At 70.5% G+C, this 1,382-nt stretch carries 3 protein-coding genes; all 3 read left to right on the forward strand.

The window, feature by feature from the left end; all coding sequences use genetic code 11:
* Window positions 1-150: AbrB family transcriptional regulator (locus ACTS11_RS11655; RefSeq protein WP_442640485.1), on the forward strand; the 150-nt coding region annotated here is incomplete at its 5' end.
* A gap of 84 nt (window positions 151-234) precedes the next feature.
* Window positions 235-516: a hypothetical protein gene (locus ACTS11_RS11660; protein ID WP_442640483.1), complete on the forward strand. Its 282-nt coding sequence runs from the start codon at window positions 235-237 to the stop codon at window positions 514-516.
* A 183-nt stretch (window positions 517-699) separates the two neighbouring features.
* Window positions 700-1,382 (forward strand): acyl-CoA dehydrogenase family protein (locus tag ACTS11_RS11665; RefSeq protein ID WP_442640484.1); only part of this gene is annotated, 683 nt, incomplete at its 3' end.

Raw genomic sequence — 1,382 nt, forward strand, 5'->3', positions numbered from 1 at the left:
GGCCAGGCCGAGATGGCGGTCCTTGCCATCATCGTCGGCGCGGACCTCGGCTATGTCGTGGTCCACCACATCACGCGCGTCTTCCTGATCATCACCGGCGCGCCGATCCTCGCACGGGTCTTCGGGATCGGCGGAAGGCGCCGGGACTGAGCCCCCGCGACGCCACGTTGACCGGAGCCGAGCTTCGGTGCGAAAATGGCGCCGACCTGCGTTTCAACAGGATGGGAGAACCACATGAAAACCCTTGCACTTCCCGCAGCCCTCGCGGCCGCGTCGCTCCTCGTGACGGGCTGCGTGGCGACCAACCCCACGCCCGGCCTCGCCAACCCGACGAGCCCCGCCGCGCGGGCCTGCGTCGCCGCCGTCGCCGAACGCACCGGCCGGAGCGACCTCGAGGTCTTCGCCCACGTGCCCGTCTCCGGCGGCGCCTTCACCAATGTCGAGATCCGCGGCGGGGCCCGTTACATGTGCCGCACGGGCGCCAACAACGCGGTGCTCGAGGTGCTTCCGGTCTGAAGCGGCGCAATGCATGGAATTGTAAAGGCTCCTGGGGATATCCATCCTTATCCCTGTGGATGGGGATCGATTTTCGGTAGTGCCCGGCCCTCCCTTTTCAGTGGCGGCGCCTGTCTCGGGCCCGCATGACGGGCTCTGCCCACACCCGCGCCGGCGCGCGCCGCACGTCAGGATAGCGAGATCATGGACTTCTCCATCACTCCCGAGCTCGCGTCCCTGCGGGACCGCATCGAGGCCTTCGTCGAGGCCGAGATCCTGCCGGTCGAGGCCGACCGCGCGAGCTGGGACGCGCATGGCAACATCGCGGAAGGGCCGCTGGCCGCGCTCCGGGCGAAGGCGCGGGCCGAGGGGCTCTGGTGCCCGCAACTCTCGCCCGGGAACGGCGGGCTCGGCCTCGGCAAGATGGGCATGGCCGTCACCTACGAGGCGATGAACCGCTCGATCTTCGGGCCCGTCGTCTTCAACGCCGCCGCCCCCGACGACGGCAACATGATGGTGCTCGAGGCGCTGGGCACCGAGGCGCAGAAGGCGCGCTGGCTCGCCCCCATCGCGGCGGGCGAGGTGCGCTCGGCCTTCGCCATGACCGAGCCGCACCCGGGCGGCGGCTCGGACCCCGGCATGATGCGCACGACCGCGACGCGCGAGGGCGGCGACTACGTGATCCGCGGGCACAAGTGGTTCATCACCGGCGCGGAGGAGGCGGCGCATTTCATCCTGCTCGCGCGCACCTCGGGCGATCCGCGCCGGGGGCTGACCGCCTTCCTCCACCACCGCGACGACCCCGGCTGGCGGATCGTGCGGCGCATCGGGATCATGGGACCCGAGGAACATGGCGGCCATTGCGAGATCGTCTACGAGGGCCTGCG

The sequence above is a fragment of the Roseicyclus sp. genome (genome assembly GCF_052168335.1).
GTDB lineage: Bacteria > Pseudomonadota > Alphaproteobacteria > Rhodobacterales > Rhodobacteraceae > Roseibacterium.

Excerpts from the sequence above, each read along its gene's own strand:
- ACTS11_RS11660 (WP_442640483.1), top strand. The coding sequence starts at position 235 with ATGAAAACCCTTGCACTTCCCGCAGCCCTCGCGGCCGCGTCGCTCCTC.